Genomic DNA, 23,540 nt, shown 5'->3' on the forward strand with positions numbered 1-23,540 from the left:
TGCGGCGCGTACCGCGTAGTCCGCCCTGGCTGAGATCCGCATGCGCACATTGTCCCGTACGGCCTCGGTCGGTGTCCGTCGCGGGGGCCACCGGGTACGTGCTCCTGCCGGGCGGCCCGGGCTCAGGCCGCGACGGTCACCCGGTGGAGCAGGCGCGGCAGGGTGCCGTAGCCGTCGGGCGCGTAGTGCTGGGTGATGCGGTTGTCGCAGAGGACGAGGTCGCCCGGCCTCCATGCACGCGCACGATGTTCGGCAGCGGTTCGGGCAACTGAGCTGCTGAGCGGCGCGGTTCGCGCCGGCGATGGGCCTCATGTGCAGTCCGGCCGGGCGAAGTCTGTCCCGATGCTCTCGGCGGTGTCCCGCAGCGGGCGCAGCCAGGACCGGCGCATGGTGTCGAGTGAGGTGCGGCCGGCGGTGGTGGCGAGGTGTCGGCACGGCCTCCGGAATCCTCGTCGTCGGTCTCTATCCGGGCTTTGCGGTGGGGCCGTTGTGCTTCGGCCTGGTCGTCGACGCCACTGGTTCCTACCTCGCGGCCTGGCTCGCGGTGATCGGTGCCAACGCCCTCGCCGCACTTCTGGTCCTCCTCCGGCACACGAAGGGTTCGCCCGCCCCCGACACTCCTCCGCCGGCCTGACGCCGCACGGCTTCCTGTTCCGTATCCGCCAGGCAACGGATCCGTGAGCCGGCCCACGAAGGGAAGGTGCTCACCGCGACCGGTCCGGCGGCCACCCCATGGGCCGCCTTTTCCGGCGCCATCGGATTCCGGTACTGCTCGGCCGAGGAGATCGCGGGATCCGGGCTGCCCCCGGTGCGCCGCCTCGTTGTTCCTCGGCGCCGTAACGAGGAGTGCGGCCTGTGCGGCTCTGCTCACGCGCTCGACGACACGGTGGAAATAGATCTTCCGGGTCACCTTGCGTCGTGGCCTGCCGCGGTCGATGGTGACAAGGCAGACCGCGTGGTACAGATGAGGAATGGTCTGGGTAGCCGGCCGATCACGCCGGCGCGCAGCGTTGAGATTGCGCAGTGTCGCCGCCCAAGTATTCGCCCTGCTGGTGGCGGTCGTGACGCTGCTCTTCGCCGGGGCGCTGGCGGCGTTCGTGTGGAACGCGCGTCAGCAGAGCGAGGACGAGGCGCGCAAGCGTGTGCTGACCGTGGCCGAGGCCTTTGCGCGCTCGCCCGGAACGCCGGCCGCCCTCAGGTCTGACGACCCGAGCGCGTCCTTGCAGCGCCGTGCCGAGGAGGCTCGGCGGCTGGCCGGCGTTGACGTCATCGTCGTGACGAGCCCGCAGGGCATTCGCCACACGCATCCGGATCCGCGCCTGATCGGGAAGCTCTACTCGGGGAGCGTCGAGCGGGCAGCGGCGGGTGAGACGTACACGGAGCTCGAAAAGGGGCCGCTCGGAGCGACCATGCGAGGGTTGGCGCCGGTCAGGGATGCCGACGGGTCGGTGCGCGGCATCGTCGTGGCGGGGATCAACGTCGAGAACGTGTCGGGGCAGGTCAACCGCCAGCTGCCGTTCCTGCTCGCCTCCGCGGGCTGTGCACTGGCCCTCGCCACCGGCGGGGTCGCACTGGTCAGCAGACGGCTGCGGCGCCAGACCCACGGTCTGGGGCCCGTCGAGATCACCGGCCTGTACGAGCACCACGAGGCGGTTCTGCACTCCGTACGGGAGGGCGTCCTCATCATCGACGACGAGCGCAGGCTACAGCTCGCCAACGACGAGGCACGGCAGCTGCTCGAGCTGCCGCCGGATGCACAGGGGCGTCCCGTCACCGATCTCGGTCTCGACGCGCCCATCGCCGAACTGCTCGCCTCCGGCCGTCCGGCGACCGACGAGATCCACCTCGCCGGGGAACGGGTGCTGGCCGTCAACGTCCGGCCGACGCAGCGGCACGGACGCCGGTACGGCAGCGTTGCCACGCTGCGCGACACCACCGAGCTGCGCGTGCTGACCGGAAGGGCCGACGTGGCCCGCGGGCGTCTGAGGCTGCTGATCGACGCCGGTACGAGGATCGGCGGCACCTTGGACGTGACGCGGACCGCGGAGGAGCTTGCGGAGGTGACGGTCCCGCGGTTCGCCGACTTCGTCACCGTCGATCTGGCGGAATCCGTCCTCGTCGGTGAGGAACCCCCCACCGGCAGCACGGAGATGCGCCGGACAGCGGCCGCCGGGATCCGCGGCGACAGCCCCCTCCTCCCGGTGGGCGAGCAGATCAGCTACATGCCGTCGACACCGCAGGCCCGGGGCCTCGGCGGCGGACGGGCGGTGCTCGAGCCGGATCTTCACGCCGCCCCGCGAGGGCCGGCCCAGCATCCCGAGCACGGCTCGAGAGTCCTCGACTACGGCATCCACTCGCTCATCACCGTCCCGCTCCGCGCCAGGGGAGTCACCCTCGGCGTGGTCACCTTCCTGCGATCGGAGAAGCCGGAGCCGTTCGAGAACGATGATCTGGCCGTCGCGGAGGAGCTTGTCGCCCGCGCAGCGGTTTGCATCGACAACGCCCGGCGCTACACCCGGGAGCACACGACGGCTGTGACCCTGCAGCGCAGTCTGCTGCCTCGCGGGATGCCCGAGCAGGTGGCTGTGGAGGTCGCGTACCGCTACCTGCCCGCACGCGCCGGGGTCGGCGGGGACTGGTTCGACGTGATTCCGCTGTCCGGCGCCCGCGTGGCCCTCGTCGTGGGCGATGTCGTCGGCCACGGCCTGCACGCCGCCGCCACCATGGGCCGCCTCCGCACCGCTGTGCACAATTTCTCCGCGCTCGACCTGCCCCCCGACGAACTCCTGACCCACCTCGACGATCTCGTCGGCCGCCTCGACCACGACGCGGGCGCGTTGGACGGTGGGAACGGCATCATCGGCGCCACCTGCCTGTACGCCGTCTACGACCCGGTCTCTCGGCACTGCACCCTGGCGCGTGCCGGCCACCCCCTGCCCGCTCTGGTCCATCCGGACGGTGCGGTGGAGTTTCCCGAGCTGCCCCCGGGGCCGCCCCTCGGCCTGGGCGGCCTGCCTTTCGAAACCGCGGTGCTCGAGATCGCCGAAGGCAGCCAGCTGGTCCTCTACACCGACGGGCTCATCGAAGACCGCCGTCGCGACCTCGAGGTCGGACTCGAACAGCTGCGCCGCGCACTGGCCCATCCCGACCGCCCGCCCGAGCGGACGTGCGAAGCAGTGATGAGCGCCCTGTTGCCTGCCGACCACGATGACGACATCGCGTTGCTCGTGGCGCGTACCCGTGTGGTGGCCGCGGAGCAGACCGCAGGCTGGGACGTGCCCGTCGACCCGACCGCCGTCGCCGGCATCCGCCAGGCCGCCGTCCAGCGACTGACCGAATGGGGATTGGAGGAGGCCGCCTTCACCACGGAGCTGGTGCTCAGCGAGCTGGTCACCAACGCCATCCGCTACGGCGCCGCCCCCATCCACGTTCGACTGCTGCGCGACACCACCCTCATCTGCGAGGTCTCCGACGGCAGCAGCACCTCTCCCCACCTGCGCCGCGCCGCGATCACGGACGAGGGCGGGCGTGGGCTGTTCATGGTGGCCCAGCTCACCGAGCGGTGGGGCACCCGCTACACGCCCAGGGGCAAGGTGATCTGGACGGAGCAGCCGTTGCCCGGTGCGCCGCCCGGAACGCCGTAAGGGCGACGTGCGATCGAGTGCGTCGACGCGGCACGGGTGGCGGCCTTCTGGGGCACGCTGCTGGACCGCCCGCACGGACCGTCCGAGCCGGCCGCCACAGGCACCGGGGCAGCAGCAAAGGCATCGCGTGGGAGCACGCGTCGGCGTGAGGAGACCTCCGGTCGTCCGGACCCTCAGCCCCGGACCCTCCCGGAGACCGGGCCGGGATCGACGGTCTCCCGTTGGCTCAGACCGTCGAACAGTATGGCCGTGAGGGCGTCGGCCAGGGTCGTCACCGGGAGGTCTCCGTCGGGTCGGTACCACTCGATGAGGGAGTTCACGGTGCCGAACAGCAGGCGACTTGCCAGGTGGGGATCGATGTCGTCGCGTACGCCTCCCTCGGCCGCGGCGCTGATGACCAGGCCGGCGACCCTGTGGTCGAACTCGCGCCGCCGCGCGAGGGCATGCCGCTCGGTGTCGCTGTTGCCATGGATCCGCAGCAGCAGGGTGACGTAGGGCAGTTCCGAGGCGAGCACCTCGACGCTGCGTCGTACGACGTGCCGCAGCCGGGCCGTTGCCGAGGTGCCCGCCGGCAGCTCCTCGTCCAGCACGGCGAAGAGCGAGTCCAGAGCACGGGTGACGGCGAGGGAGAGGGGCTCCTTCTTGCCGGAGACGTGGTGGTAGATGCTGGACTTGCTCAGGCCGAGGCGCCGGGCAAGATCCTCCATGCCGGTGCCGTCGTAGCCGCGCTCGTTGAAGACCGCGACCGCGACTTCCAGGAGGGAGTCACGGTCGTAGGCGGGGCGCTCCCCGCGCCGTGCGGGAGGTCCGGAGGGCGTGTTGCTCATTCGCCCATTGTTGCAAGGCGGCAGGTCACGCCTCACGCTCATCCTTGATCCGGCGCAGTTTGCCGAGGGAACGCTCCAGGGTCTCGGGCTCCACGATCACGACCTCCACACTCACGCCGACGCCGTCCTTCACGCCCTTGGCGATCGCGCGGGCGGCCGCCTCACGCTGCTCCGGTGCCGTGCCCGTCCGGGACTCCACGCGGATGGTCATGTGGTCCATCCGTCCCCGTGTGCTCAGAAGGATCTGGAAGTGCGGGGCGACGCCGGAGGTGCGCAGCACCACCTCCTCGATCTGCGACGGGAAGACGTTCACGCCACGCAGGATGATCATGTCGTCGGAGCGGCCGGTGATCTTCTCGATACGGCGGAAGCCGGGACGAGCGGTGCCGGGCAGCAGCCGGGTCAGGTCCCGGGTGCGGTAGCGGATGACCGGGAGCGCCTCCTTCGTCAGCGTGGTGAAGACGAGTTCACCGTGCTCGCCGTCGGCGAGGACGTCGTCCGTGATCGGGTCGACGACCTCGGGGAGGAAGTGGTCCTCCCACACGTGCAGGCCGTCCTTGGTCTCCACGCACTCCTGCGCCACGCCCGGGCCCATCACCTCGGACAGCCCGTAGATGTCGACGGCGTGGATGCCCATGCGCTCCTCGACCTCACGGCGCATCGCCTCGGTCCACGGCTCGGCCCCGAAGATGCCCACCTTCAGGGAAGTGGTGCGCGGGTCGACGCCCTGGCGCTCGAACTCGTCGAGCAGGGTGAGCATGTAGGAGGGGGTGACCATGATGATCTCGGGCCGGAAGTCCTGGATGATCTGGACCTGGCGGGCGGTCATTCCGCCGGACGCGGGGATCACGGTGCATCCGGCCCGCTCGGCGCCGTAGTGGGCGCCGAGGCCGCCCGTGAACAGGCCGTAGCCGTAGGAGATGTGGACCTTGTGTCCGGGACGGCCGCCGGCGGCGCGGATCGACCGGGCGACCACGTCCGCCCAGGTCGACAGGTCCCTCTCGGTGTATCCGACCACCGTCGGCTGACCCGTCGTGCCGCTGGAGGCGTGGATGCGCCGCACCTCGGACGTGGGAACGGCGAACATGCCGAAGGGGTACGTGTCGCGCAGGTCGGCCTTGGTCGTGAAGGGGAACCGGGCCAGGTCGGGCAGCGTCCGGCAGTCGTCGGGCGTCACGCCGGCCTGGTCGAACTTCTTGCGGTACAGCTCGACGTTGTCGTAGGCGTGCCGCAGTGTCCGGCGGAGGCGGTGCAGTTGGAGGGCTTCCACCTCCTCGCGCGGCATCCGCTCGGCATCGTCCAGCAGCTCCGCCGGAAGGGGTTCACCGTGGCGGGGTGGGGCATCCACCGGTGCGGTCCGTTCGCTGGTCATTGCGGCTCCTCGAATTCCTTGCTCCGGACGCCGCGGCCGCGGCCGCGGAACTCCGCGATCACTGTCCCGCCGCGCACGGCGCTCGCCTCGTAGATGCCGCTGCCACCCGAATCGGGTGATCTCCCAGGCACCGGCCGTCGGCACGTCTCCCTCATGGGCGGGCGGGCGCCACGCACGTGACATCCGCTCCCGAGGCGACGGTGACCGGTCCGTGGCTCTTACAGGCACAAGCGAAGGCGGTGTCGGCAGATCATGACTTATACCATCTTGTATACCGACCGAACATTCGGTTAGCGTGCGGCAAGGCCAGTAATTCAAGCCACGCCAGGGCCTGTCAAGAGGGAGTCATATGCATCACGCAGTCACTGAGGCGCCCGACCTCTTCGCGCGCCATCGGACCCTGCTCGAGCGAGCGGTGGCCGCGACGGAGAGCCGGGAGCACTGGACGCCCTATCCCGAGTCGCCCAGCAAGTCGGTGTACGGCGAGGAGGCCGCGATCCTCGGGGAGGCGGCCTTCCGTGAGCAGATCGGCAGGCCGTTCGACCTGCCCGGACATCCGGCGGAGGGGCGCGTGGCGCCCGAGGAGCAGTCCCCGTACGGCTTCCCGCTGGGCATCAGCTACCCCCGGCTCTCGCCGGCCGCGGCCGTGGCCGCGGCCAAGGAGGCCACAGCGTCCTGGCGCGCCGCCGGCCCCGACACACGCGCCGGAGTCGCCGCGGAGATCCTCGCCCGGCTGAACGCGGCGAGCTTCGAGAACGCCCACGCCGTGCAGCACACCACCGGCCAGGCGTTCGTCATGGCCTTCCAGGCGGGCGGCCCGCACGCCCAGGACCGGGGGCTGGAGGCCGTCGCCTACGCGTGGGCGGCGCAGAAGAAGCACCCGGCAGCCGCGCGCTGGAGCAAGCCGCAGCGCAAGGGCGGTGCGCTGGAGCTGGACAAGAAGTTCAGCCCCGTCGGCCGCGGCGTCTCGCTGCTCGTCGCCTGCAACACCTTCCCCACCTGGAACGGTTACCCGGGCCTGTTCGCCTCGCTCGTCACCGGCAACCCGGTCGTGGTCAAGCCCCACTCCGGTGCGGTGCTACCCCTGGCGATCACCGTGCGCATCGCCCGCGAGGTGCTGGCCGAGGCCGGCTTCAGCCCCGATCTCGTCCTGCTGGTCGTCGAGGAGCCGGGCGGCCGGGACGCCGCGGCTCTCGCCCTCGACCCGGACGTGCGGATCGTCGACTTCACCGGTTCCACCGAGTTCGGCGACTGGCTGGAAGGCAACGCGCGCCAGGCAGTCGTGTACACGGAGAAGGCAGGCCTGAACACGGTCGTGCTCGACTCCACCGACGACTACCGCGGCCTGCTGGGCAACCTCGCCTTCTCGCTCTCCCTGTACAGCGGGCAGATGTGCACCACCCCGCAGAACCTGCTGATCCCGCGCGAGGGCATCGCCACCGACCAGGGCCCGCGGACGGCGGACGAGTTCGCCGCCGACCTCGCCGCCGCCCTGGACAAGCTGCTCGCCGACCCCGCGCGCGCCGCCGGCACACTGGGTGCGATCGTCAACGACGGTGTACGCGACCGGCTGAAGGGCGCCGACGGCGTCGGCCGTACGGTGCGCGCGTCGACGTCCGTCGCACACCCGGAGTACGCCGAGGCCGACGTGCGGACCCCGCTCGTGGCGCGGCTGGACGCGGAGACCGACCGGGAGACATACACACGCGAGTGGTTCGGGCCGGTGTCCTTCGTGATCGGCACCGACTCCACCCGGCACAGCCTGGACCTGTTCCGGGCGACGGTGCGCGAGCACGGGGCGCTGACCGCCGCCGTCCACTCCACCGACGAGGACGTGCTGGCCGCCGCCGAGGAAGCCGCGCTGGACGCCGGTGTCCACCTCTCCGAGAACCTCACCGGCCAGGTCTTCGTCAACCAGTCCTCCGCCTTCAGCGACTTCCACGGCAGCGCCGCCAACCCGGCGGCCAGCGCCACCCTCTCCGACGAGGCCTTCGTGGCCGGCCGCTTCGCCGTGCTGCAGTCCCGTCGCCCCGTCGTCACCGGAGAGGAGTCCGCCTGATGTCCGAAGACGTCTATCTGATAGACGGGGCGCGCACCCCGCAGGGCCGCTACGGCGGAGCCCTGGCGTCCGTCCGCCCCGACGATCTGGCGGCCCTGGTGGTCGGCGAGGCCGTGCGCCGCTCCGGCATCCCCGCCGAAGCCGTGGACGAGGTGATCCTCGGCGCGGCCAACCAGGCCGGCGAGGACAACCGGGACGTGGCCCGTATGGCGGTCCTGCTGGCCGGGCTGCCGCACACCGTGCCCGGCTACACCGTCAACCGGCTCTGCGCCTCGGGACTGACCGCGGTCGCCTCGGCCGCCCAGGCGATCCGCGCCGGCGAGGCCGATCTGGTCGTCGCGGGCGGCGCGGAGTCCATGACCCGCGCACCCTGGGTGATGCAGAAGCCCGGGACCCCGTGGGCCAAGCCGGGGGAGGTGCAGGACACCTCACTGGGCTGGCGGTTCACCAACCCCCGCTTCACGGCCTGGGACCGGGCCGTCCCCTCCGGCGCCCGACCCGACACGGTGAAGCACACCCTGTCGATGGGCGAGACCGCCGAAGAGGTCGCCGCGCTCGACGGCATCACCCGCGCCGACTCGGACGCCTTCGCGCTGCGCAGCCACCAGCGGGCCGTCGCCGCCCAGGAGGCGGGGCGCTTCGACCGTGAGATCGTTCCGGTCCCGGTCAAGGACGGCGAGGTCACGCGGGACGAAGGCCCCCGCCCCTCGACCACGCTGGAGAAGCTCGGCACGCTCCGCACCATCTTCCGCGAGGACGGCATCGTCACCGCCGGCTCCGCCTCGCCGCTGTCGGACGGCGCCGCCGCCCTCGTCGTGGCGAGCGCGGCGGCCGTGGAGCGGTACGGGCTCACCCCGCGGGCCCGGATCGTGACCTCCGCCTCGGCCGGTGTCCAGCCCCACCTCATGGGGCTCGGACCGGTCCCCGCCACCGAAAAGGTTCTTGCCCGCGCCGGCTGGCAGACCGCGGACCTCGACGCCGTCGAGCTGAACGAGGCGTTCGCCGCCCAGGCCCTCGCTGTGATGCGCCGTCTCGAGCTGGACGAGGACAAGGTCAACGCCGACGGCGGCGCCATCGCACTGGGACATCCCCTCGGCTGCTCGGGCGCCCGCATTCTGCTGACGCTGCTGGGGCGTCTGGAGCGGGAGGACGCCCGCAGGGGTCTGGCGACTCTCTGTGTCGGCGTCGGGCAGGGCGTCGCCATGCTGGTGGAGAGGGTGTGAGCGCCATGGCCCACGAGACCCGGTCACCCACCATCACCGGGGAAAACGGCGTTCAACGGAATTGAAGGCACTCCGGCACTTGCCGGAACCCGGGAACCTCGGCATATCATCGACCGAACGAATGGTCGGTAGGGATCGGTGGTACAGATGACTGCACAGCAGGCCGGCTCGTCGGCCGGAATCGACGCTCCCCCCGCGCTGCAGGAGCACTTCGAGTCGACGATCGCGCGGGACCAGCGGATCGAACCGCGCGACTGGATGCCCGAGGGCTACCGGAAGACGCTGATCCGACAGGTGGCGCAGCACGCCCACTCGGAGATCATCGGCATGCAGCCGGAGGGGGACTGGATCACCAAGGCGCCGTCCCTGCGGCGCAAGGCGATCCTGTTCGCCAAGGTGCAGGACGAGGCGGGACACGGCCTGTACCTGTACTCGGCGGCGGAGACGCTGGGCGTGGACCGCGCGGATCTGACCGAGCGGCTGATCGAGGGCCGCCAGAAGTACTCGTCGATCTTCAACTACCCGACCCCGTCGTTCGCCGACGTCGGCGTGATCGGCTGGTTCGTGGACGGCGCGGCGATCTGCAACCAGGTGCCGCTGTGCCGCAGCTCCTACGGGCCGTACGCGCGGGCGATGGTCCGGATCTGCAAGGAGGAGTCCTTCCACCAGCGGCAGGGCTACGAACTGCTGATGACGATGATGCGCGGCACCGAAGCGCAGCGGGAGATGGTGCAGGACGCGGTGAACCGCTGGTGGTGGCCGTCCCTGATGATGTTCGGCCCGCCGGACGACAGCTCGCCCAACTCCGCGCAGTCGATGGCGTGGAAGATCAAGCGGCACAGCAACGACGAGCTGCGCCAGCGGTTCGTCGACATGACCGTCCCGCAGGCGGAGAAGCTCGGCGTCACCCTGCCCGACCCGGAGCTGCGCTGGAACGCCGAGCGCGGCCACCACGACTTCGGCACCCCCGACTGGGACGAGCTGATGAGGGTCATCAAGGGCGGCGGCCCGTGCAACGCCGAGCGGATCCAGCGGCGGCGCGCCGCGCATGAGGAAGGCAACTGGGTGCGGGAAGCCGCTGCCGCGCACGCGGCCAAGCAGGCGGCCCGCGCGGAGAAGGGAGTCGCGGCATGACCGGCGAGAAGCGGGACTGGCCGCTGTACGAGGTGTTCGTCCGAGGCAAGCGCGGGCTGAATCACGTCCATGTCGGCTCGCTGCACGCGGCCGACGACCGGATGGCGCTCACCCACGCCCGGGACCTGTACACCCGGCGCAACGAAGGCGTGTCCATATGGGTGGTGCGCAGCGAGCACATCGCCGCCTCCACCCGCGACGAGAAGGACCCGTTCTTCGAGCCCAGCGCGGACAAGGTCTACCGCCATCCGACCTTCTACGACATCCCCGACGACGTCCCCCACATCTAGGAGCAGGGCATGAGCGACGACCACGTCTACATGACCCTCGCCGAGGGCCATGAGGACGACACCCGGTGGGCCTACGGCACCGGCTTCGAGGACCCGTTGCACGGCGTGGACACCACCGTCCCGGACGGCGTCGACGCCGCGGAGCTCGCCGCGCTGTGCGTGGCCCTCGGTGACGACGCGCTGGTGAGCGCCCAGCGGCTGGCGGAGTGGACCACCCGGGCTCCTGAGCTGGAGGAGGAGGTGGCGCTGGCCAACATCGGCCTGGACCTGCTCGGACAGGCCCGCCTGCTCTACTCGCGCGCCGGACAGGTCGACGGCACGGAACGCGGCGAGGACGCATACGCCTACTTCCGTGACCCCGACGAGTTCCGCAACGTGACCCTGGCCGAACTGCCGGGCGGCGACTTCGCGTTCACCATGGCGCGGCTGCTGGTGCTGTCCAGCTGGCGGCTGGCCCAGTTCGTCGGGCTCACCGACTCGTCCGACCCGGTGCTCGCGGCCGTCGCGGCCAAGGGCGTGAAGGAGCTGACGTACCACCGCCAGTACGCGGCCGAGTGGGTGGTACGGCTCGGTGACGGTACCGAGGAGTCGCACCGCCGTATGCAGGACGGGCTCCAGCAGGTGACCGCGTACCTGGACGAGCTGTTCGACGCCCACGACGCCCGGGACGAGGTCCTCGCCGTGCTCCGGCAGATCGCCGACGCGGCGGGTCTCGCCCTGCCGGAGACGACCCCGGCCGCCGAGGGACCGGGCCGCCAGGGCCGGCACACGGGCCATCTCGCCCCGCTGCTCACAGAGCTGCAGTCCGTGGCGCGTGCTCATCCGGAGGCGACATGGTGACCGCACTCACGCAGGCCCGGCACATCGCCGAGCAGGTACCGGACCCCGAGCTGCCCATGCTCACCCTCGCGGACCTCGGTGTACTGCGCGAGGTCGAGGTCGGTGACGACGGAACGGTCGTCGCGAGCCTCACCCCGACCTACTCCGGCTGCCCGGCGATGGCCGAGATGCGGGCCGGGGTGGCCGCGAGGCTGAAGGCCGCCGGTTTCGCGCGTGTGGAGGTCCGCACGGTGCTCGACCCGCCGTGGACCACGGACTGGATCACCCCCGAGGGGCGGCGCAAGCTCGCCGAACACGGCATCGCGCCGCCCGGCCCGGCACCGCGCCACGCGTCCGGTCCGGTACCCCTCACGCTGTCGCCGATGCGGCGCCAGGTGGTGTGCCCGCGCTGCGGCTCGGCGGACACCGAGGAGAGCTCCCGGTTCGGTGCCACCTCGTGCAAGGCGCTGTGGCGCTGCCGCGCCTGCCGCGAGCCGTTCGAGTACGTCAAGGAGATCTGATGGCAGACCTGTCGGCCCTCGCGGGCGCGACCCCCGCCCCCGGGCGCCGCAACACGCGTCGTCGCCCGGCCTTCCACCCGCTGCGGGTGGCTTCCGTGCAGCGGCTGTGCGAGGACGCGGCGGCGGTGAGCTTCGACATCCCCGACGAGCTGGCAGAGGAATTCGCCTTCGCGCCCGGCCAGTCGCTCACCCTTCGCCGCCAGGTGGAGGGGCGTGACGAGCGGCGCTCGTACTCGATCTGCTCCCCGGTCGGCACCCGGCTCCGCATCGGCGTGCGTGTGGTGCCCGGCGGGCTCTTCTCCTCCTGGCTGGTGGACGAGGTCGGGCCGGGGGACGTCGTGGAGGTGATGGCTCCGACCGGTCTCTTCACCCCGGACCTGTCCACGCCCGGTCATCATGTCCTCGTCGCGGCCGGCTCGGGCATCACTCCGATGATGTCCATCGCGGAGTCGGTCCTCGCCGCCGACGACCGCTCCCGCGTCACCCTGTTCTACGGCAACCGCCGCACCGACTCGGTGATGTTCGCCGACGAGCTGGCCGACCTGAAGGACCTCTATCCCGACCGTTTCCAGCTCGCGCACGTGCTGTCCCGAGAGCCGCGCGAGGCGGAGCTGCTGACCGGACGGCTGGACGCCGAGCGGCTGGCGGCCCTGATCGACGGGCTGGTCGACGTGTCCGATGCCGACCACTGGTGGCTGTGCGGACCGCACGGCATGGTCCGGGACGCCCAGAAGGTCCTGGCCGGACTGGGTGTCCCCGACGAGCGGATCCATCAGGAACTGTTCTTCGCGGGTGAGGAGCCGGCCGCACCGGTACGCCGCGAGGACCGCGGGCCCGACGGGCCGGTCAGCACGGTCACGGTCGTCCTCGACGGCCGCTCCACCTCCTCTCCGCTGTCGCGTGAGGAAACCCTCCTCGACGCGGCCTCGCGGGTGCGGCCCGACCTGCCGTTCGCCTGCAAGGGCGGCGTCTGCGGCACCTGCCGGGCCCTGGTCACCTGCGGCGAGGCGGACATGCGCCGCAACTACGCGCTCGAACCGGCGGAGGTCGACGCGGGTTACGTGCTGACCTGCCAGTCGTTCCCGGTCTCCGACACGCTGACCGTCGACTTCGACAGCTGAAGCGAATGGCCGACCCTCGTCCGGAGGTCGCGGGCGGTGTGGGCTCGCGCGACGATCGTGCGTCGGCAGACGGGGGCCGAGCCGACAGGACCGTCCGCGGTGGCCGGGGCCGCACCCGCGGACGTCTGCGACAGAGTGCCCTCCTGCTCACGCGTGCCGGGAGAGCTGTTCCTGTACCCACGCAGGATCAGGGTTGGTGTGCGGCCGGCCCGCCACGACGACGGTCGGCACGGTCTCGTTGCCGTCGTTGGCTGCCCTCACCGCTGCCGCGCCGGCAGGGTCGCGCCAGATGTCGACCCAGTGCAACCGGCGGGCGCCGCGGCCCAATCGGATGCGCAGTCGCAGACAGTACGTGCAGCCCGGCCTCCAGTAGACGACCGGCCGGCCGTCGACCGCGCTGCGGCGTTGTGCCTCCGCCGCACTGATCGACCTGGGGAAGACCAAAGGCGAGTTCACGCCTGCGAGGAGAACGAACACCAGCAGGAGTCCTGCGGCCGAGCCGGGGGCCCCGTTGAACATCTGCCAGGCCGCGACGACTGAGCCGCAGAGCACCAGCAACACCGGCAGGATCCAAGCGCGCGTCATGAGGGCGAAGACTACCGAGGAGTCGCAATGCTCCTCGAAGACGCCATCTCGGGGGCGTTCTCCGGGCGTTGAGGCTCCCTCGTCGGACTTGAGGTGCATCAGACCTTCAGTGCCCGCGCGCAGCGGGTCGTCACCGGCGTCGCGGAACCGGCAGGCGAACTCGTCGCTGTACAGGTGGGTTTGACGCCGCTGGTCATGCGCGTGACTGCGGGAGCTGTTTCGCGGAGCTCGGCGCCACTCGGCGGGGCACGGGATATGAGCGGAGCGGCAGGCGGTTCACCGAGAAATGGAGGTGCGCGCGGACTTTAGGCGGTGTCAGGCTGCGCCGGTGAACCGTGAACGAATGTCCAGGATCGCTCATGCCGATCATCCGATCAAGTCTCCCCTCGACGACGATTCGGTGCGCGAACTGCTCGAGCGCGGGATATCCCGACCCGACGCGCATGTGCTCGATCTCGGCTGCGGAGGAGGAGAGTGGCTCCTTCGCGCCCTGTCCACCAACCCTCGAGTGCGTGCCGAGGGCGTCGACATCTCCGAAGACGCACTGACACAAGCCCGCGAGGCCGCGAGCAGCCTCGGCGTCCAGGAACGCCTGGTACTCCACCACGAGGCAGCCGCCGACTTCGTCTCCGCGCACTCGTTCGACCTGGTGCTCAGCGTCGGCGCCGCCCACGCCTTCGGCGGTCTGCTCCCCACTCTCGCGGCGGCACGCAAGCATCTGGCTCCGGGCGGTCGCGTCCTGGTAGGTGACGGATTCTGGGAGAAGGAGCCTTCACCGGAAGCCGTTGAGATGCTCGGCGACTTCGCCGACCTGGCGACCACCTTGGACCGCGTGGCCGCTGACGGGTGGACGCCCGTCCACGGCCACGTCAGCACCCGCCGGGAGCTGGACGATTACGAATGGGCATGCTGGGGTTCGATGGCTGCCTGGGCCCTGGATCATCCTGATGATCCGGACAGTTCCCGACTTCTCTCGACAGCCGCTACCCGCCGCTCCGAATGGCTGCGCTCCTACCGGGACAGCTTTGGCTTCGTCTGCCTGGTCCTGCGCCGGACCTCCGACTGACCTGACCGGTCCCGCCGCAACCGGCGGGAGTCGCGGCCCCGACACAGCCACCCCGCGTCGGCGCGACCACACCGATGCGGGGTGGCCCGGCGGTGGAGGGGGCCGGTGCTGAGCGCCGGCCGGCCCCCCCCGCCTCGCGTCGTCGGGGCGACCGGGAATGCGGGTGGTCAGGCGTCGGGGCCTGCGGCCGCGCCACCGCGCAACGCCTCTGAGATCCGCTCCGCGGTGGCCACCGCCCGGTCGGTGCAGGCCTTGCGGCGGGCGTCGTCGAGGCGGAACTCCGGGCAGGACAGGGAGAGGGCGGCCACCGTGCGGTCGTCGTCCCGGATGGCCGCCGAGACGGCCCATATGCCCTCGTCGATCTCCTCCTGGCTGACGGACCAGCCGCGCTTGACCGCGAGTTCGACGCCCTCCAGGAACTCCTCGCGCCCGTGCAGCGGCGGCACCGCGCCGGAATCGAGGGCCCGGTCGACATAGCGCTCCCGGTGGACAGGGCGCCGCCGCCCGGCGCCCCACGGTGGCTGCGGTCAGCGGTCCGGGGTCCGGGCGGCCGCCCGGTGGAGTCCGTCGGTGTCCGCTCGTCCGCCGGCTCCCAGCAGTCCCGTCGCCTCGAAGGCGGTCCTCCGCTGCAGGCGCGGAAGTTCCCGCTTCGACACGAAGGTGACCACCGGGGGCATCGCGGCGCGGACGGCCTGCGTGGCACGGAGCCAGGCCGGGGCGTACACGGCCGCGCTACGCCGCTCGACGGCCCGCACCATACGGGCGGCCACCGTCTCGACGGGACAGACCTTCCTCGCGGGCCTCGGCATGTGCGCCCGCAGTTCCCGCAGCACCGGATGGGCGTCCGCGTCGCGGATCATGTCGGTGTCGGTCCAGTTCAGGTAGGCGATGCCCACGTCGATGCCTTCGTGCGCCACCTCGGCCCGCAGTGAGTGGGCGAACGACTCGACGCCGGCCTTGGAGGCGCAGTACGCGCTCATCAGCGGGGACGCGCCGATCGAAGCGAGTGAGGCGATCTGCAGGTAGTAGCCGCGGGAGGCGCGGAGATCGGCCAGGAACACGCGGGCGGTGCCGGCACTCCCGACGAGGTTCACCTCGATCACCCGCCGCCAGAGCGCGGGGTCGGACTCCGCGAACGGACCGCCTTCGGCCACTCCGGCGTTCGCGACGACGACGGAGGCGGGGCCCAGGCGGTCCCGTACCTCGGCGGCCACCCGACGCATCGCGTCGTCGTCGGTCACGTCGACCTCCCAGCACCGGGCAGGTCCGGGGATCGTTTCCCGGACATCCGCGAGGGCCGACTCCTCCCGGCCGAGGAGGGCGACCGTGGCTCCGCGCCGGGCGAACTCCCTGGCCATCGCCGCGCCCAGCCCCCGGGCGGCGCCGGTCACGACGGCGGTGCGGCCTTGCAGAGGACGTACTGAGCCACTCACGTGGTCCTCCTCGGTGGGGAAGGTGCCACCGGAGCGGCGGTTCGCGCCGCGTGGTCCGGCGAGCCGTTCTCTCACCATAGGCACCGGAGCGGAGGCCCGCCGGTCCACGGCCGGGCACCGCTCGGGGCCCACCCGTGCGGGGTGGATCCGGCAGAGGTCGCGGGCGGTGCCGTCACCCGGCTCGGCCCCGGCGCTGCTCCGGGTCGCGGTCGGACGTCGGCCAGACATAGGGCAGATCGTCGGGCACCGCCGGGAACCGGTCCCGGTAGAACTCCGGGTACTTCCGCACCAGGGCCGACCGGTGGCTGCGATGAAAGTCCCGGTCGCCGAACCAGGGCGGGAGGTCGCCGTCCACCGCGAGACGCCGCTGCGACCGCACGGCCACGACTTCGGGGTGGCGGACCCGCAGGTCGTGGACCAGAGTCACCGCGCAGGTGTCGGAGCGTCCCTCGGCCGTCCACACACGGCAGATGTCCAGCCCGTACCGTACGAGCGCCTCCTCGTAACCGGCCCACATCCGGACAGCCGGGTGTCTGCGCCAGCCGTATCCGGGCACGGTCAGGCCCCGAAGCACCTGCAACGCCTCGACCCGCTGTTTGCCGAGCCGTCGGAGGTCCAGCGCCGCGGCGGATGCCAAGAAGTCCGGAAACGGAAGGAAAGTCTGCATGCGTCCTCCATACCCGCGTGGGCGCCTCCCTCTCGCTGTCCGTCGGGACCGCCGTGACCACGTCCGTGCCGGAGCCGGACCGTACCGGGCAGGGACGGCGTGTCCACTTCACGGCCGCCGCCCCTGCCGGTTGCGCCGGAGGCTCAGCCCTTGGGTCCGTCGGCGCGGGACAGCGCGCTCGGCCACCAGGCACGCGGGCCGATGTCGAGGGCCAGTGCGGGTACGAGGAGCGAGCGGACGACCAGGGTGTCCAGCAGGACGCCGAAGGCGACGATGAAGGCGATCTGGGCCAGGAAGGCGAGTGGGATCACGATCAGTGCCGCGAAGGTGGCGGCCAGGACGACGCCCGCCGATGTGATCACGCCGCCCGTCGTCGTCAGACCCCGCAGCACGCCCTGCCGGGCGCCGTGCGCGACGGCTTCCTCACGGACCCGCGACATCAGGAAGATGTTGTAGTCCACGCCCAGTGCGACGAGGAACACGAAGCCGTACAGCGGCACCGACGCGTCCGTGCCGCTGAAGCCGAATACATGCCGGAAGACGAGGGCCGACACACCCAGCGTGGCGAGGAAGTTGAGCGCGACGGTCGCCACGAGCAGGACGGGCAGCAGCACCGAACGCAGCAGCATCACCAGGATGAGCAGGATGATGGCGAGGACCACGGGAACGATCAGTGTCCGGTCCCGGGCCGCGGTCTCCTGGGTGTCGTACTGCTGTGCCGTGTAACCACCCACCAGCGCGTCGGCGCCCGGGACGGTGTGGAGCCGGTCCCGCAGCCGCTCGACGGTCTGCTTGGCGGCGTCGCTGTCGGCGGCGTCCGCGAGCGTGGCGTCGATGCGTACCCGGCCGTCGACGACGAGCGGGTCGCCCCCGCCGGGCCTGCCCGACCGGGTGACGGCTCCGGCGGACGCCACGCCGTCGGTCTTCTCGGCCGCGGCTGTCACCTCGGCCGCCCGGACGGCGTCAGCGATGATCACGGCCGGGTTGCCGGAACCCGCGGGGAAGTGCCTGCCCAGCGTCTCCTGCGCGGCGACGGACGGCGCGTCGTTGACGAAGATCTCGTCCAGCGGCACTCCTTTCGACGACAACGCCGGAGAGAAGGCGGCAAGCGCGGCGAGCACGAGCGTGGTGGACATCCAGATGCGTCGGGGTGCGCGGTCGACCCTCGATGCGACACGGGTCCAGATGCCGTGGCCCTCCGTCGCGTCGTCCACCCGGCGCGGCTTCGCCGGCCAGTACGCGGCCTTGCCGAGCAGGACGAGGACGGCGGGCAGGAACGTCAGCGTGCTCAGCACGGCGCAGACGATGCCGATCGCGCCGACCGGTCCCAGAGCGCGGTTGTTGGTGAGGTCGCTGACGAGCAGGGCCAGCAGTCCGAGGGCGACCGTCGCGGCGCTCGCGGTGATCGCCCCGAAGGACCGGCGCACCGCGGCCTTCGCCGCCTCCGTCCTGTCGGCACGCGCGGCGACCTCCTCGCGGAAGCGGGCAGCCAGAAGCAGGGCGTAGTCGGTCGCCGCGCCGATCACCAGGATGGAGAGGATGCCCTGCACCTGCCCGTCGACCCGGACGACACCTTGATCGGCCAGCGCGTAGACAACGGCGCAGGCGAGACCCAGGGCGAGGACGGCACTGATGATGATCACAAAGGGCAGCAGCACGCTGCGGTACACGAGCAGGAGGATGAGCAGCACCGCTCCGAGGGCCACGCCCAGCAGCAGACCGTCGATGCCCGCGAAGGCGTCGGACAGGTCCGCCTGGGTCGCGGCGGGGCCGGCGAGTTGCACCACGGTGCCCGGCACCCGCTCCGCGGCCTCGCGTACGTCCCGCAGGACCGTGGCCAGGTCCTCGCCGAGGTCCGGCTCCAGGGGTACGACGGCCTGGAGCGCCTCACCGTCCTGCGAGGGGAGGGCGGGGGAGGGGGCGTCCGCCACGCCTTCGGTTCGAACGAGCGCCGCCAGCTGCCGCGTGGCCTCCGTCTGCTGCTGCGGGGTGACCCGGCCGTCGGTCACGGTCCACACGGCGATCGCGGGCACGGTCTCCGACCGGTTGAACGCCTTCTGGGCCTCCAGGGCCCTTGTGGATTCGGCGCTCTGCGGCAGGAAGGCCGCCCGGTCGTTTGTGGAGACCTCGCCCAGCTTGCCCGCGTAGGGGCCGAGTGTGCCTCCGATTCCCAGCCATACGAGCAGCAGAGCGAGTGGGACCAGCCGGCGGGCCCATCGGGACGCGGGTGTCATTGCTTCCCCAATACGCGAACACTAAGTATCTCGGTCATTGAATATCTCAACAGTTGAGAGATCATATCCTGGTCCGATGCGCAGCACAGACGAGCCCTCAGGGACACTTCCGCCGGACGACCCCACGGGGTTGCAGAAATTTGCCGTCCTGCTGCGCGGGATGAACGCCGAGTTCAATCGCATCGCCCACGAGTTCGCACACGAGCAGGGGCTGCATCTCACGGACGTGCAGGCACTGATCGCGATCATGGACGCCGGTGAGGGGGAGGACGGCGCGCCGATGACGCCGGGGCGCCTCCGGGAGCAGCTCAACCTCACGTCGGGAGCGGTGACCGCGTGCCTGGACCGCCTCGAGCGGTCCGGCCACGTCCAGCGGGTCAGGGCGCCGGACGACCGGCGGGTCGTGCACCTGCACTACGCGACCGCGGCCAAGGCCGTGGCCAGGGGGTACTTCACGCCTCTGGCGCGGAGCACCGACGCCGCGCGCCGGCAGTTCAGCGAGGAGGAACTGCTCGTGGTGGTCCGCTTCCTCGAAGTCATGAACCACGAACTCGCGCAGCTGCGTCGCTAGGGCTCTCGTTCACACCGCGCTGCTCGTGTGCCCTGGCGCGAGCGGTCCCTCGGGGCGGAGCTCCTGTTCCGGGGCGCGGCCGCCCGTAGCCAGGGGCGACGGTCCCGGCGCCTTTGGAGAGCGGCTGCCGTGCGGCAGCGCGGGGCAAGGGCGCCGGGCCGTCAAGGCCGTCGGGTCGTCAGGAGGCGGGCCGGTCCCACAGGTCGCACTTGTGGTCCCGGGGGAAGGTCGTTCCCGCTGTGATCGCTTCCGGGGCCAGGGTCTGGACCTTCGGGAAGACGTTCCAGCGCGGGGCGTCCGCGGCGTACGGGACGCCGGTCCTCGCGAAGTTGGTCCAGTAGCCGAGCATCCTGTCCGACAGGGTGTTCTGGGCGGGGGTGCCCGAGACGCCGCCGAAGACGTACCTGATCTCCGAACCGTGCGGGGCGCCGATCGGGAAGCTGATCGGCAGGTTCACGTGGTCCATGGCGTGACGGTCGGCGAACTCGTACTGGTAGGACCGGGTGTGCGCGGCCATCAGGCCCGCCGTCCTGGACTGGAGGCAGGCGAACTGGGAGTCCGTGAGGACGGCGCCCACGCCTCCGCGGGCGTGCCGTGGTCCGACAGCGGGTAGCGGGCCAGGATCTCGTCGGTCCGTTCGCCGTAGAGGGCCCTGACCGCGACCGGGTAGCCCGCCGCGGTGAGCTGCCTGCCGGCCAGGTCGTACGTGGTCGCCACGGTGAGCCGGCCCTCGTCGGCGGTGGTGCCCTGGAGGACGGGGACCCGGTGGAACCGGCCGCGCTCCAGCGCGTCCGTCACCTGGAGCGGCAGGACCTTGCCGTCGACGTTGGGGGCCCAGCGGGCCGTGGGGTTCAGCGAGGCGCCGAGCACCTGGTCGGCGGGCCGGGTGCGCAAGCAGGCCACGTCGGCGCATCCCAGGGAGTTCGCCCAGGTCGCGCCCCTGTCCTGCTGCGACTCCTGGGTGGGCAGCGGGAACCCGCAGCCCGACTGGGCGACGGCCCGGTGGAACAGGCCGATCGCGCGGGGCGAGACCAGGTGCTGGCAGACGCTGCCGCCGCCCGCCGATTCACCGAAGACCGTCACGTTGTCGGGGTCGCCGCCGAACGCCGCGATGTTGTCCCGCACCCAGCGCAGGGCGGCCTGCTGGTCGAGCAGGCCGTAGTTGCCGGAGATCCCCTGCGGCGATTCCTCGGCCAGACCGGGGTGGGCCAGGTAACCGAACGCGCCGAGACGGTAGTTGAAGGTGACGTCGACGACGTCGCCCTTGGCTGCCAGGTTGCTTCCGTCGTAGAACGTTCCGGAGCCGACCGTGAAGCCGCCACCGTGGATCCACACCATCACCGGCCGCTTGTGGAGGGCCCGTTGGGCGGGCGTGTGGACGTTCAGGTACAGGCAGTCCTCGCTGGGCGTGCCGGGCCCCGCGAGGTCCCCCCAGGGGCTGGATGCGGCACCCTGCATACAGGGGTTGCCCGGTGTGGTGGCGGCCCGCACGCCGGGCCAACGCCCGGGCGGGGACGGCGGCTTCCACCGCTGGGACCCGACCGGCGGTGCGGCGTACGGGATGCCGAGGTAGGAGTTCGCCGTCTGGCCGGCCTTCCCCCGCACCTGCCCGTACCGGGTCGTGACGACGGGTCCTTCCGCCGCCGTGGCATCGGTGGTCGTGGCTCGGGCCGCGGTGGCCCGGGCCGCCGCGGCTTGGGCGGGCGCGAAGGCCGTCGCGACGATCGACAGCACGAGAGCGCCGTACAGCGTTTTCCGCGTTCCTGCTGATCGCCGGCGACTTCTCGCCAGGCACTTCAAAAGCAGAGACATCGTGCACCTCCGTACGGAAGGGGGCGGAAACTGCCCAGGCAGTCTCGCCGCGGACCGCACACCCCGGCATCGTGCAAATCACCGGCCTCCGCCGTGGCTTCGGGTCGCGGCCGTACGGGGCCGGCCGGCGGGCAGTCGTCGCGTCCGACGTGTCGGTGCAGGTCAGGAGATGAGCGAGCGGGCGGTGGGAGCCAGCCGCAGCGTCCAGGGAGCCGCGGTCTGTTCGCGCTCGATGCCCGGCAGGACCTCGTCCCGCGCGCGGGGATGGGCCCGTACGGCGGCGAGGTGCCGGCGACAGGCACTCTCGTCGGGGTACGAGGAGAAGACCGCGACGACGTTGGTCCCGGTGTGGACCGGCAGCCTGGCGAACGTGTTGGGCGCCGTCTCTGTGGTCAGGACGGCTAGCGGCGCGGGTCCCGTCTCGTGGAGCACGGGCAGGAGACCGTCCCGGACGAGTGCGATGCCGTCCTCCGTGCCCGGAGGGAAGAACCGGACGGTGGCGGTCACGAACCGGTCCGGCGCCGGAGCGCCGGCCGGGGGCCGCCGGGACGAGGGGACGGTGAACCCGGTGCCGGGGGACAGGGGACGCAGCAGGTGGACGTCGTCCGAGTCGACCATCGTGGCGTTCGCCCGGGGGCCGTGCTCGGCCCAGACGGGGCCGCCGTAGAAGGCCGTCAGCGCGCGGTGGCGTGCCGCCATGTCCCGGAACCCCCGCAGCCAGACGAAACGATCCGGATCGTCGAGATCCCGGAACTGGCCGAGCACGGCCATCCCGGTCTCCTCCTGGGTCTCGACGAACTCCCGGTCGAACAGCTCGATGAGCTCGTCGCGCCGGCCGGGACGCAGGGTGTACCGGCGCAGCTCGATCACGGTGAGGCGGCCGACGACAACGGCGGCTTCGGTGACGGCTGAAGGGGATGCGGGATCGGTGGCAGGCACGGCGGAACTCCAGATCGGTTCGATTCTCCGGGGCACTAGGACACGGCCCCTCCGGTCGGGGACGGGCAGGGACCGACGGTAGGCACCCGGTGTGCCAGGGGCTGTCAGTGTTTCCGAGGAGAATGCCTCCATGTCTGCCGGACGACTGCTGTCGGTACTGCTGTTGCTGCAATCCCGTGGACGCATGTCCGCCCGCGGGATCGCCGGCGAACTGGGGGTGTCCGTACGGACCGCCTACCGTGACCTGGCACGGCTCCAGGCCGCCGGAGTGCCGGTCTACGCTGAGCCGGGCCCCGGGGGCGGCTATCAACTGCTGGACGGCTATCGCACCCGCCTCACCGGGATGAGCGAGGGCGAGGCACGCGCGCTGTTCTTCGCCGGGCTGCCGGGCCCCGCCGCCGACCTGGGGCTCGCGGCAGAGGTGACGACGGCTCGGCTGAAGCTGCTGGCGGCGCTTCCGACGGGGCTGCGCGAGGAGGCGTCGCGGACCGCGGCCGTGTTCCACCTCGACGCTCCCGGCTGGTACCGGGAGCCCGAACGGACGCCGCACCTCCCCCTGTTCGTCGACGCGGTGCTCACCCGGCGTGCGGTGGACGTGCGCTACCGGCGGTGGCGGGCGCCGCAGGAGGTGGATCGCCGACTGCGCCCGTACGGCTTGGTGCTCAAGTCCGGCGTCTGGTACCTCGTGGCCGCCGGGCGGAGCCGGACCGCGACCTACCGGGTCACCCAGGTCCTCGACGCGACGCTGAGCGACGAGCGGTTCGGCCGGCCGGCGGACTTCGACCTGGGCACGTACTGGGCGGCCTACCTCGCCGACTTCGAGGCCCGCCGCTACACCGGCACGGCCACCATCCGTCTGTCCCCGCGAGGACGCCTGCGCCTGCCCGACAACGTCCCGCCGGAGGTGGTGCAGGCGGTCGACTCCACCGCGACGGCCGCGGACGACGACGGATGGATCGAGGCGGTCGTCCCGATCGAGAGCACCGGGCACGCGTGCGGTGAGCTGCTGCGTCTCGGCACCGACGTCGAGGTCGTCGCGCCGGCCGAACTCCGCGAGGCGATGGCCACCACGGTGGCCGCACTCGCCCGGGCCTACGGGGTCGCCTGACGCCGGAACACATCCGGCGGGAGCCGGGCGGCCCGGGCGGAAGCTCCCTCGACAGGAACGGGCCGGTCCCGGCGCTGGGGGCGCCGGGACCGGCCCGTTCGGTGCCGGACGGGCG

The 23,540-nt window shown here is 71.7% G+C and carries 22 protein-coding genes and 2 pseudogenes; 12 read left to right on the top strand and 12 right to left on the bottom strand.

What is annotated here, in order from left to right:
* Nucleotides 1-128: 128 nt before the first annotated feature.
* Nucleotides 129-281, bottom strand: a pseudogene (locus tag ACTMTU_RS19240) (TauD/TfdA family dioxygenase); the annotation flags it as partial.
* A 206-nt stretch (nt 282-487) separates the two neighbouring features.
* On the opposite strand from ACTMTU_RS19240, the gene ACTMTU_RS19245 reads away from it, so the two are divergent.
* Nucleotides 488-634 carry a hypothetical protein gene (locus ACTMTU_RS19245; protein ID WP_441264718.1) on the top strand — a complete coding sequence of 49 codons (147 nt, stop codon included), beginning with the start codon at nt 488-490 and terminating at the stop codon, nt 632-634.
* A gap of 337 nt (nt 635-971) precedes the next feature.
* The gene (locus tag ACTMTU_RS19250) at nt 972-3,644 is read left to right on the top strand and encodes a SpoIIE family protein phosphatase (RefSeq protein WP_441264719.1); all 2,673 of its coding nucleotides are present in this window, start codon (nt 972-974) and stop codon (nt 3,642-3,644) included.
* A 173-nt stretch (nt 3,645-3,817) separates the two neighbouring features.
* Here the strand turns inward: ACTMTU_RS19250 and ACTMTU_RS19255 are convergent, their stop codons facing one another.
* The 3 genes and pseudogenes from ACTMTU_RS19255 to ACTMTU_RS19265 form a co-directional block, all read right to left on the bottom strand.
* Nucleotides 3,818-4,471, bottom strand: a complete 654-nt coding sequence (locus ACTMTU_RS19255; protein WP_441264720.1) for a TetR/AcrR family transcriptional regulator — start codon at nt 4,469-4,471, stop codon at nt 3,818-3,820.
* Between the two features lie 25 nt (nt 4,472-4,496).
* Complete coding sequence (gene paaK / locus ACTMTU_RS19260; protein WP_441264721.1) at nt 4,497-5,843, bottom strand: phenylacetate--CoA ligase PaaK; 1,347 nt, start codon at nt 5,841-5,843, stop codon at nt 4,497-4,499.
* A pseudogene (locus ACTMTU_RS19265) lies at nt 5,840-6,090 on the bottom strand (phenylacetic acid degradation protein PaaD); the annotation flags it as partial. The pseudogene ACTMTU_RS19265 and the gene paaK, both read right to left, overlap by 4 nt.
* A 102-nt stretch (nt 6,091-6,192) precedes the next feature.
* Here ACTMTU_RS19265 and paaN point away from each other — a divergent pair.
* From paaN to paaE, 7 genes are all read left to right on the top strand, one after another.
* On the top strand, nt 6,193-7,902 hold the full coding sequence (gene paaN / locus ACTMTU_RS19270) for a phenylacetic acid degradation protein PaaN (RefSeq protein WP_441264722.1): 1,710 nt from the start codon (nt 6,193-6,195) through the stop codon (nt 7,900-7,902).
* Nucleotides 7,902-9,125, top strand: a complete 1,224-nt coding sequence (locus tag ACTMTU_RS19275) for a thiolase family protein (protein WP_441264723.1) — start codon at nt 7,902-7,904, stop codon at nt 9,123-9,125. Before paaN ends, ACTMTU_RS19275 begins: the two co-directional genes overlap by 1 nt.
* Nucleotides 9,126-9,272: 147 nt before the next feature.
* A complete protein-coding gene (gene paaA, locus ACTMTU_RS19280) occupies nt 9,273-10,259 on the top strand; it encodes a 1,2-phenylacetyl-CoA epoxidase subunit PaaA (protein ID WP_441264724.1) in 987 nt (328 codons plus the stop codon).
* Entirely contained in the window at nt 10,256-10,549 is a 294-nt protein-coding gene (gene paaB, locus ACTMTU_RS19285) for a 1,2-phenylacetyl-CoA epoxidase subunit PaaB (protein WP_441264725.1), read from the top strand. Before paaA ends, paaB begins: the two co-directional genes overlap by 4 nt.
* Nucleotides 10,550-10,558: 9 nt before the next feature.
* Nucleotides 10,559-11,389, top strand: a complete 831-nt coding sequence (gene paaC, locus ACTMTU_RS19290) for a 1,2-phenylacetyl-CoA epoxidase subunit PaaC (protein ID WP_441264726.1) — start codon at nt 10,559-10,561, stop codon at nt 11,387-11,389.
* A complete protein-coding gene (gene paaD / locus ACTMTU_RS19295; protein ID WP_441264727.1) occupies nt 11,383-11,889 on the top strand; it encodes a 1,2-phenylacetyl-CoA epoxidase subunit PaaD in 507 nt (168 codons plus the stop codon). The genes paaC and paaD overlap by 7 nt, the downstream gene beginning before the upstream one ends.
* On the top strand, nt 11,889-13,010 hold the full coding sequence (gene paaE, locus ACTMTU_RS19300; protein WP_441264728.1) for a 1,2-phenylacetyl-CoA epoxidase subunit PaaE: 1,122 nt from the start codon (nt 11,889-11,891) through the stop codon (nt 13,008-13,010). Before paaD ends, paaE begins: the two co-directional genes overlap by 1 nt.
* A gap of 147 nt (nt 13,011-13,157) precedes the next feature.
* Here the strand turns inward: paaE and ACTMTU_RS19305 are convergent, their stop codons facing one another.
* Nucleotides 13,158-13,595, bottom strand: coding sequence for a glutaredoxin domain-containing protein (locus ACTMTU_RS19305; protein ID WP_441264729.1), 438 nt, complete (start codon nt 13,593-13,595; stop codon nt 13,158-13,160).
* A gap of 328 nt (nt 13,596-13,923) precedes the next feature.
* Here ACTMTU_RS19305 and ACTMTU_RS19310 point away from each other — a divergent pair, with 328 nt between their 5' ends.
* A complete protein-coding gene (locus ACTMTU_RS19310) occupies nt 13,924-14,661 on the top strand; it encodes an SAM-dependent methyltransferase (RefSeq protein WP_441264730.1) in 738 nt (245 codons plus the stop codon).
* 167 nt (nt 14,662-14,828) lie between these two features.
* Here ACTMTU_RS19310 and ACTMTU_RS19315 read toward each other — a convergent pair whose 3' ends face one another.
* The 4 genes from ACTMTU_RS19315 to ACTMTU_RS19330 all read right to left on the bottom strand — a co-directional run bounded on the left by ACTMTU_RS19315 (nt 14,829) and on the right by ACTMTU_RS19330 (nt 18,995).
* Nucleotides 14,829-15,107: an IclR family transcriptional regulator domain-containing protein gene (locus ACTMTU_RS19315; protein ID WP_441264731.1), complete on the bottom strand. Its 279-nt coding sequence runs from the start codon at nt 15,105-15,107 to the stop codon at nt 14,829-14,831.
* Between the two features lie 81 nt (nt 15,108-15,188).
* The gene (locus tag ACTMTU_RS19320; RefSeq protein ID WP_441264732.1) at nt 15,189-16,094 is read right to left on the bottom strand and encodes an SDR family oxidoreductase; all 906 of its coding nucleotides are present in this window, start codon (nt 16,092-16,094) and stop codon (nt 15,189-15,191) included.
* 172 nt (nt 16,095-16,266) lie between these two features.
* Nucleotides 16,267-16,761 (bottom strand): MSMEG_6728 family protein, encoded by a 495-nt coding sequence (locus ACTMTU_RS19325; protein WP_441264733.1) that lies wholly within the window; start codon nt 16,759-16,761, stop codon nt 16,267-16,269.
* Nucleotides 16,762-16,904: 143 nt separating this feature from the next.
* Complete coding sequence (locus ACTMTU_RS19330) at nt 16,905-18,995, bottom strand: MMPL family transporter (RefSeq protein WP_441264734.1); 2,091 nt, start codon at nt 18,993-18,995, stop codon at nt 16,905-16,907.
* Between the two features lie 76 nt (nt 18,996-19,071).
* Here ACTMTU_RS19330 and ACTMTU_RS19335 point away from each other — a divergent pair, with 76 nt between their 5' ends.
* Nucleotides 19,072-19,566, top strand: coding sequence for a MarR family winged helix-turn-helix transcriptional regulator (locus ACTMTU_RS19335; RefSeq protein ID WP_441264735.1), 495 nt, complete (start codon nt 19,072-19,074; stop codon nt 19,564-19,566).
* Nucleotides 19,567-19,744: 178 nt separating this feature from the next.
* On the opposite strand, the gene ACTMTU_RS19340 is transcribed toward ACTMTU_RS19335, so the two are convergent.
* From ACTMTU_RS19340 to ACTMTU_RS19350, 3 genes are all read right to left on the bottom strand, one after another.
* Entirely contained in the window at nt 19,745-20,143 is a 399-nt protein-coding gene (locus ACTMTU_RS19340; RefSeq protein ID WP_441264736.1) for a carboxylesterase family protein, read from the bottom strand.
* Entirely contained in the window at nt 20,083-21,300 is a 1,218-nt protein-coding gene (locus ACTMTU_RS19345; RefSeq protein ID WP_441264737.1) for a carboxylesterase/lipase family protein, read from the bottom strand. The genes ACTMTU_RS19340 and ACTMTU_RS19345 overlap by 61 nt, the downstream gene beginning before the upstream one ends.
* 240 nt (nt 21,301-21,540) lie before the next feature.
* The gene (locus ACTMTU_RS19350) at nt 21,541-22,317 is read right to left on the bottom strand and encodes an NIPSNAP family protein (RefSeq protein ID WP_441264738.1); all 777 of its coding nucleotides are present in this window, start codon (nt 22,315-22,317) and stop codon (nt 21,541-21,543) included.
* Between the two features lie 130 nt (nt 22,318-22,447).
* On the opposite strand from ACTMTU_RS19350, the gene ACTMTU_RS19355 reads away from it, so the two are divergent.
* Nucleotides 22,448-23,425 (top strand): helix-turn-helix transcriptional regulator, encoded by a 978-nt coding sequence (locus ACTMTU_RS19355; protein ID WP_441264739.1) that lies wholly within the window; start codon nt 22,448-22,450, stop codon nt 23,423-23,425.
* The last annotated feature ends 115 nt before the right edge of the window (nt 23,426-23,540 follow it).

The sequence above is a fragment of the Streptomyces sp. OZ13 genome (assembly GCF_052068155.1).
Taxonomy (GTDB): domain Bacteria; phylum Actinomycetota; class Actinomycetes; order Streptomycetales; family Streptomycetaceae; genus Streptomyces.

Coding starts and splice junctions, on each gene's coding strand:
- ACTMTU_RS19330 (WP_441264734.1), bottom strand. CDS start 18,995: ATGACACCCGCGTCCCGATGGGCCCGCCGGCTGGTCCCACTCGCTCTG.
- paaB (WP_441264725.1), top strand. CDS start 10,256: ATGACCGGCGAGAAGCGGGACTGGCCGCTGTACGAGGTGTTCGTCCGA.
- ACTMTU_RS19255 (WP_441264720.1), bottom strand. CDS start 4,471: ATGAGCAACACGCCCTCCGGACCTCCCGCACGGCGCGGGGAGCGCCCC.
- paaA (WP_441264724.1), top strand. CDS start 9,273: ATGACTGCACAGCAGGCCGGCTCGTCGGCCGGAATCGACGCTCCCCCC.
- ACTMTU_RS19275 (WP_441264723.1), top strand. CDS start 7,902: ATGTCCGAAGACGTCTATCTGATAGACGGGGCGCGCACCCCGCAGGGC.
- paaC (WP_441264726.1), top strand. CDS start 10,559: ATGAGCGACGACCACGTCTACATGACCCTCGCCGAGGGCCATGAGGAC.
- ACTMTU_RS19355 (WP_441264739.1), top strand. CDS start 22,448: ATGTCTGCCGGACGACTGCTGTCGGTACTGCTGTTGCTGCAATCCCGT.
- ACTMTU_RS19305 (WP_441264729.1), bottom strand. CDS start 13,595: ATGACGCGCGCTTGGATCCTGCCGGTGTTGCTGGTGCTCTGCGGCTCA.
- ACTMTU_RS19325 (WP_441264733.1), bottom strand. CDS start 16,761: ATGCAGACTTTCCTTCCGTTTCCGGACTTCTTGGCATCCGCCGCGGCG.
- paaE (WP_441264728.1), top strand. CDS start 11,889: ATGGCAGACCTGTCGGCCCTCGCGGGCGCGACCCCCGCCCCCGGGCGC.
- paaK (WP_441264721.1), bottom strand. CDS start 5,843: ATGACCAGCGAACGGACCGCACCGGTGGATGCCCCACCCCGCCACGGT.
- ACTMTU_RS19335 (WP_441264735.1), top strand. CDS start 19,072: ATGCGCAGCACAGACGAGCCCTCAGGGACACTTCCGCCGGACGACCCC.
- ACTMTU_RS19250 (WP_441264719.1), top strand. CDS start 972: ATGGTCTGGGTAGCCGGCCGATCACGCCGGCGCGCAGCGTTGAGATTG.
- paaN (WP_441264722.1), top strand. CDS start 6,193: ATGCATCACGCAGTCACTGAGGCGCCCGACCTCTTCGCGCGCCATCGG.
- paaD (WP_441264727.1), top strand. CDS start 11,383: ATGGTGACCGCACTCACGCAGGCCCGGCACATCGCCGAGCAGGTACCG.